Source organism: Gelidibacter gilvus (assembly GCF_004115975.1).
Lineage (GTDB): Bacteria > Bacteroidota > Bacteroidia > Flavobacteriales > Flavobacteriaceae > Gelidibacter > Gelidibacter gilvus.
The window spans coordinates 100,589-106,864 of record NZ_SDDZ01000012.1; the positions used below are offsets into that span (position 1 = coordinate 100,589).

A 6,276-nucleotide genomic window follows, 5' to 3' on the forward strand; every position below is an offset into this window, starting at 1 on the left:
AGTCTCAATTTCAAGATAAAAATCAATCGGAAACATTAAGATTTTGTATATTTAAATTGTAAAATTCATTCTTGCCATGAAAAAATCGTATGTGTTATTCGTTTTATTTGCTTCATTACTGATAACCAATTGTGGTTCTAGCAAAAGTGCCGTAAAGGTTGACCCTTACATCGGTGCTTGGAACTTGTTGATAGAAAACACACCACAAGGCAATGTATCAGCTACTATGACGATTACAAAAAACACCGAAGGAGCTTATTCTGGAAGCGTTAATTCTGATGTGGGCGCATTTGATCTTTATGATATAAAAATAATGGACAGTAAACTTACAGCGGGCTTTATGATTCAGGGCGCTGAGTTTGATATTATCGGTAATTTTGAAAACCTTCTTTTTAAAGGGTATGTCTCAGGAATGGGAGAGGATTATCAGGCGAGTGGAACTAAAATTATTGAATAAGAACATCGTTTAAAAGCACCTATAGTGATTGTTTTACATTTCGATAATGCTATGCTTTAATTCTTTTCTTACTTTCTTGAAGCCCGAAAACATATCATCTTCAGCCCTATACCCTACTGGCAACAACAAAGTCGATTTAAGATGTTTCTCGTCAAGCTTCAAGATTTCGTCAAATTGCGCGCGATCAAAACCTTCCATAGGGCAGGAATCGATGCGTTCTACAGCACAGACCGTCATCAAGTTGCCCAATGCAATGTAGGCTTGTTTGACAGACCATTCCCGCTGTTCCTCAAAGCTCATGTTTTCCATGATCAGTTTCAAATTGTTTCTATAAGGCTCAAGAATGGTTTCTGGAGTTTGCCTTAAATGGCTGACATTATCAAACAAATCGTCCACATCGTCATCCTTGATCGTTTTTTTGATACAAAGCACCAATAAATGCGAAGCATCCACGATTTGACGTTGGTTATATGCGGCTCCCAACAATTGATTTCTTAAAGCTTCGTCTTTAATGATAAGCAAAGAAATGGTTTGCAAGCCAAACGACGTTGCTGTCAGATTAAAAGCCTGCTTGAGCGTATGCAGTTTATCTGTAGTAAGAACCTTATTGGGATCAAATTTTTTGGTGGCATAGCGCCATTTTAAACTCTCTATAATGCTCATTAGTATTGAATTCAGATTGCTGCAAAAATAAGGGTTGCGGACGTCAATTTTAAGGCATTTCCATAAATTAATTCAATGGCTGATTTTATTTTTTAAAAAGTTGTGATTTTACTTGAAAGAATTAAAAAAGGGTTCTATATTTGCACCCGCATTCAGGGCATACCTGATGAGACCAAAAACTGGAGAAATGGCAGAGCGGTCGAATGCGGCAGTCTTGAAAACTGTTGAGGGTCATACCTCCGGGGGTTCGAATCCCTCTTTCTCCGCTAAGAGATTACCAAATCTCATCAAAAGCCGATAAACACTATGTTTATTGGCTTTTTGCATTTTACTAAATATCATTTAAAATCATATATTATCAAATAAAAGGAGCGGGATTCGGTGCGTACTTTAGAGTTTGAATTTTACGCACCGAATGGCTTGCAATCCATTGTAAATGTTCTTTTTACATAACTAAAATAGGTTTTTTTTAGTTTAAATTTTGTACATTTAAAATCATTAAAAACTACGCACCTATGTTATTTACATTTTCAATTCTTTTTTACCCAAGAGGAAATGATATAGATAAAGACGGAAATGCTCCTATTTACGCACGGATTACGGTTAACGGAAAACGAAGTGAATTTAGTATTAGACGTAAATTATCGCTAGATAAATGGAGTTCGGAAGGCGGGAAAGCTAAAGGATCTTCAAATGAGTCAAGAGATCTGAATAGATATTTGGCCGCCATAGAAACCAAACTTCATAAGATTCAGGAACAGATATCTGAAAGTGACACTTTGGTTACTTCAGAAAAAATTAAAAATGCTTATCTCGGCAAGGGTAAAAAAGATAAGATGGTTTTACATATATTTCAGGATCATAATGATAAGGTCGAAAAATTGGTAGGAAAAGATTTTGCCCCCGGGACATTGGAACGTTATAAGACTGCCAAAAAACACGTAGAAGATTATATTGTGCAAGAATATAATGTAAAAGACATTTCCGTTAAAGAAGTTGACTATCAATTTATCACTGGTTTTGAGTATTATCTCAAGACTACTCGAAATTGCGCCCATAACTCCGCTATTAAATACATCACTAACTTTAAGAAGATTATTAGAATTGCATATGCCAACGATTGGATCAGCAAAGATCCTTTTATCCATTGGAAAGCAAAACTAAAAATTGTTGATCGCGAATTCCTAACTGAAAAAGAACTTCAGAAACTCGTTGATAAAGAATTCAGCATTTCTCGCTTGGAACAGGTTAAGGATATTTTTATTTTTTGCTGTTTTACGGGCTTGGCCTATGCTGATGTTAAAAAGCTCTCTAAAAAAAATCTCGTTTTCGGGATTACGGGCGAACAATGGATAAAAATAAACAGAAGTAAAACGGATACTAGAAGCAATATCCCGCTTTTAACAATTCCCCTTGCCATACTTCAAAAATATGCTGATAGTAGTGATCTTTCAGGGACCGAATTTCTACTTCCTGTATTGAGCAATCAAAAAATGAATGCTTATTTAAAAGAAATTTCGGATTTGTGTCACATCAACAAAAATCTCACTTTCCATTTAGCTCGACATACATTTGCAACAACTGTTACATTAACCAATGGAGTGCCAATAGAGTCCGTTAGTAAAATGTTAGGACATAAATCGATAAAAACCACCCAGCATTATGCCAAAATAATAGACAAGAAGGTAAGTGATGACATGAATATGCTTAAAGATAAGTTGTCAAAATATTCAAATATGGAAGAGGTTTCAAATCCTATTTAGCCTAAATATTTCAAGAAATTAATAAATCATGATTCTTTTTTTTCACTTTGTATATAACGAATCAAATCCTTCGCACTATCAAAATCTCATCGTCCGAAAATTCCATCCAAGCTATGTCATATATGTAGAAGAATGTTTTACCCTTTGAATTGACATGGAAATGGGTATGATATTTAAAACGAAAACCTTTTTTCTCAAACAAATTCCTGTAAACCTTAATCTGCGTTTTATTATTTCCAAGCACTTCTAAAAGAATGGCATAATTACGTTTGAGATAACCGTTGATTTCTATGGCAGCCACTTTAGAGGCATAGCGTAGCTTTTTGTGATACACATTTTTACAATGTGTAGAGCAGAAAATTTTATCCGATCGCCCTTTAATTGTTTTTGCACACACTTTACATTCCTGAACCATACAAAGCTTTGTTATACAATCAAATATAAGCATTCGTTCCTAACGGATAACCACACTTATTATCGTTAAAGACCGGATTAAGTTACCTATTTACTTTAAATTTGGATACATCCCTAAAATGAAGATCATGGAATGGAAGGATAAAACACATATTATTATTTATCTCCCCCAAGCTAATGCGGGTCGTATCAAGCTAAGAATTCCCTATGAAATGGCTGCGGAAAGGGAGACTTTCAAAGCTCTCAATGGAACTTTTTATCATTTCAATCAGAAGTTGTGGAGCATCGTCAATACTCCAGTAAACCTAAAACATCTCGAAACCCTCTTTGGCGATAAACTAGTCAAACAGAACACTGAGGCCCCCACTGTCATTCCAAAAGCTAATATTACAGAAGGCATACAGTCTGAGCTGGACCGTAATCATCAGAAAATGATTCTTAAAGGCTTTAGTCAAGCTACGATCCGCAATTACCAAAGCAATCTGATTCAATTTTTTCAGTATTTTGAATCGGTTGCCTATCGAGACATAACGAAGGAACAGATAGAAGGTTTTCTGTATTACCTGTTGCGAAAATATAAGATCACTGAGCAAAAGCAAAACCAGTTGATCAATGCCATAAAATGTTATTATGAGCATACTTTAGGCTTACCTCGAGAGTATTACAATATCACTCGACCCACAAAGAGCAAGGATTTACCGGATGTATTAAGCAAGGATGAAGTCCTCGCCATTATAAACTATCCCACTAATATAAAGCATAAAGCTATCCTTCATACGCTCTATGGTGCTGGCCTGCGTGTGGGCGAAGTGGTGCGCTTACGGGTGGCGGACGTGCGTAGCCATGATGGCTATCTTTTTATTAAAGACTCAAAGGGCAAAAAGGACAGACATACGACCTTAAGTCCATTTCTGCTAAAAATTTTGCGGGAATACTATCTTGAGCACAAGCCTAGTTATTGGCTTTTTGAGGGGCAAGATGGTGGCCAATACACTTCGCAAAGCATACAGCGCATTTATCGGAAAGCAGTAAAGGGCACCAACAGCAACCCTTGGAGTACGCCTCATACGTTGCGCCATAGTTATGCCACGCATCTCATGGAACAGGGCGTAAACATTCGTTATATTCAGAGTTCTTTGGGCCACTCCAGCACAAAAACCACAGAAGTTTACACTCGTGTTGTAGGAATAAACAACAAAACTTTAAAAAGCCCCTTGGATTCCTTGTATGAATCAGCTACATTTGGGAAGGATCAACCAAAACAAACACCGACATAGGGTATATATACGTCACTCCCTTTAGCTGATGACATATATACACATGTTATGTTTTATTTAAAAAAAATGAGTGCTTACAAAAAACAACATATTGTACCAGAAACTTACTTAAAGCATTTTTCAATTAACTCTGATGGAATTGGAATATTTGTTATCAATAGTGATGACAAGTACCGAAAAGGAATTCAAAAGAAAAACTCTGGAGACAAAATATTTTGGATACCGAATTATTCAGACACTGACTTTTTCGATGATAGAAAAGCGATTGAAAAAATGTTCGGAACCGACATTGAAAATAATTATAACAATATAATTAATGTAATAGAACAGGAAAAAACTACCATTGATTTTGGTGTAAAACAAGAATTGTTACAATGGATATTTTACACTAAATTGAGAAGTCCAATTTGGAAAAATCATCTTGAAAATTTTACTGATTACGATAACTTTAAAAAACAAGTTAACGATTTTGTAAGTAGTGCAGTAAGTATGAGATGGACAATATATAAAAGTCCTCAAAACAAATATTGGTGGACTTCTGACAATCCTGGATTTTGTCATAATTTAAAGAAGATGGAAGCTACACAAGAGATTCTTCCCGAACCAATTTACAATAAAGTTGGAGTTGACTCAATTTTATATTATCCATTGTCAAAAAAATATTGCTTAAATATTCACCCATATAATAAAGGAGAAGATTTGCACTTAAATGCTACAAATACCAATATAAGATTTGAAAAAGCAGATTTATCACTATTCAAAATATTGAATTATTCTACTCTTATAACACAAAAAAGATTGATTATTGCAACCGAATCGGAATCTTTAAACGAAGTGGAAGAAATAAAAAACAAAACATAACACTGTATAAAAAAAATAGGGCAAGTTAGTGCTTAAGCCAATGGTTCAGGCATATTTGCGAGGTCGCCAAATCTTTTGATTTGGCTTTTAGATAATAAGATAAAACAAAATGCAAAAAGATTTGGCTTGTGGATAATCCGAATATTTATCGCTTATTTTCAGCCCTACTTCTTTTATACTAGACCGTTGCCACACATTTAAAAAAACATCGTGAATGATTAATCTGATAGTTGGAAATACTGGTTCTGGAAAAACAACCTATTCAGCGGAATTAAAAGAAAAAAATAACGGAATAATATTTTCGATTGACAAATGGAACAAGACTTTATTTCTGACTGACAAAAAACCGACTGACGGATTAGAATGGTTTTTAGAAAGAATTGACAGAGCGGAAGAAATGATAATGGAATTAGTAAAGCAATTAGAAAACGCAAAAACTGACTCTATTCTGGATTTGGGACTTTCAAAATTCGAGCATCGGGAAAAGTTTAGAAAGTTTGCGGAATCGAAAGGATACGAACTGAAAATCCATTTTTTGGACATTTCAAAAGAAACTCGGCTGAAAAGAGTAATGAAAAGAAATAGCGAAAAAGGAGAAACATTTGAATTCGAGGTTAGCCAAGAAAATTTTGATTTTATGGAAAATTGGTTTGAGAAACCGAACGAAAAAGAAATGAAAGACGGAATAACCATTGCGGAATAAAAACGTGTGGCAATCGAGTAGACGGGTGACGACCTAAAGGTCGCCACTGCGCCTCTCACACCACCGTACGTACGGGTCTCGTATACGGCGGTTCACCAAATCGAAGTTTGCGTTTTATTTATATAATCTATCATAGGT

General features: G+C 35.2%; 7 protein-coding genes and 1 tRNA gene. 6 read left to right on the forward strand and 2 right to left on the reverse strand.

What is annotated here, in order from left to right; all coding sequences use genetic code 11:
• Positions 1-76: 76 nt before the first annotated feature.
• Complete coding sequence (locus ESZ48_RS15695; RefSeq protein ID WP_129018453.1) at positions 77-457, forward strand: hypothetical protein; 381 nt, start codon at positions 77-79, stop codon at positions 455-457.
• 33 nt (positions 458-490) lie between these two features.
• Here the strand turns inward: ESZ48_RS15695 and ESZ48_RS15700 are convergent, their stop codons facing one another.
• Positions 491-1,120, reverse strand: a complete 630-nt coding sequence (locus ESZ48_RS15700; RefSeq protein ID WP_129018454.1) for an NAD(P)H-dependent oxidoreductase — start codon at positions 1,118-1,120, stop codon at positions 491-493.
• A 181-nt stretch (positions 1,121-1,301) separates the two neighbouring features.
• Between ESZ48_RS15700 and ESZ48_RS15705 the strand changes: the two genes are divergently transcribed.
• Both ESZ48_RS15705 and ESZ48_RS15710 read left to right on the forward strand, forming a co-directional pair.
• Positions 1,302-1,386, forward strand: a tRNA-Ser gene (locus ESZ48_RS15705).
• Positions 1,387-1,635: 249 nt separating this feature from the next.
• Positions 1,636-2,883, forward strand: a complete 1,248-nt coding sequence (locus ESZ48_RS15710) for a site-specific integrase (RefSeq protein WP_129018455.1) — start codon at positions 1,636-1,638, stop codon at positions 2,881-2,883.
• Between the two features lie 61 nt (positions 2,884-2,944).
• Here ESZ48_RS15710 and ESZ48_RS15715 read toward each other — a convergent pair whose 3' ends face one another.
• Positions 2,945-3,217 (reverse strand): hypothetical protein, encoded by a 273-nt coding sequence (locus tag ESZ48_RS15715; protein WP_223266482.1) that lies wholly within the window; start codon positions 3,215-3,217, stop codon positions 2,945-2,947.
• Positions 3,218-3,509: 292 nt separating this feature from the next.
• Between ESZ48_RS15715 and ESZ48_RS15720 the strand changes: the two genes are divergently transcribed.
• The 3 genes from ESZ48_RS15720 to ESZ48_RS15730 all read left to right on the forward strand — a co-directional run bounded on the left by ESZ48_RS15720 (position 3,510) and on the right by ESZ48_RS15730 (position 6,138).
• Positions 3,510-4,574, forward strand: a complete 1,065-nt coding sequence (locus ESZ48_RS15720; protein WP_223266483.1) for a tyrosine-type recombinase/integrase — start codon at positions 3,510-3,512, stop codon at positions 4,572-4,574.
• Positions 4,575-4,640: 66 nt separating this feature from the next.
• On the forward strand, positions 4,641-5,435 hold the full coding sequence (locus ESZ48_RS15725; RefSeq protein WP_190246284.1) for a DUF4238 domain-containing protein: 795 nt from the start codon (positions 4,641-4,643) through the stop codon (positions 5,433-5,435).
• Positions 5,436-5,649: 214 nt separating this feature from the next.
• The gene (locus ESZ48_RS15730) at positions 5,650-6,138 is read left to right on the forward strand and encodes an AAA family ATPase (RefSeq protein WP_129018459.1); all 489 of its coding nucleotides are present in this window, start codon (positions 5,650-5,652) and stop codon (positions 6,136-6,138) included.
• Positions 6,139-6,276 lie beyond the last annotated feature (138 nt).

What these genes read in the sequence shown, in the direction of transcription:
- ESZ48_RS15695 (WP_129018453.1), top strand. Translation starts at nt 77, where the DNA reads ATGAAAAAATCGTATGTGTTATTCGTTTTATTTGCTTCATTACTGATA.
- ESZ48_RS15700 (WP_129018454.1), bottom strand. Translation starts at nt 1,120, where the DNA reads ATGAGCATTATAGAGAGTTTAAAATGGCGCTATGCCACCAAAAAATTT.
- ESZ48_RS15710 (WP_129018455.1), top strand. Translation starts at nt 1,636, where the DNA reads ATGTTATTTACATTTTCAATTCTTTTTTACCCAAGAGGAAATGATATA.
- ESZ48_RS15720 (WP_223266483.1), top strand. Translation starts at nt 3,510, where the DNA reads ATGGCTGCGGAAAGGGAGACTTTCAAAGCTCTCAATGGAACTTTTTAT.
- ESZ48_RS15725 (WP_190246284.1), top strand. Translation starts at nt 4,641, where the DNA reads ATGAGTGCTTACAAAAAACAACATATTGTACCAGAAACTTACTTAAAG.
- ESZ48_RS15730 (WP_129018459.1), top strand. Translation starts at nt 5,650, where the DNA reads ATGATTAATCTGATAGTTGGAAATACTGGTTCTGGAAAAACAACCTAT.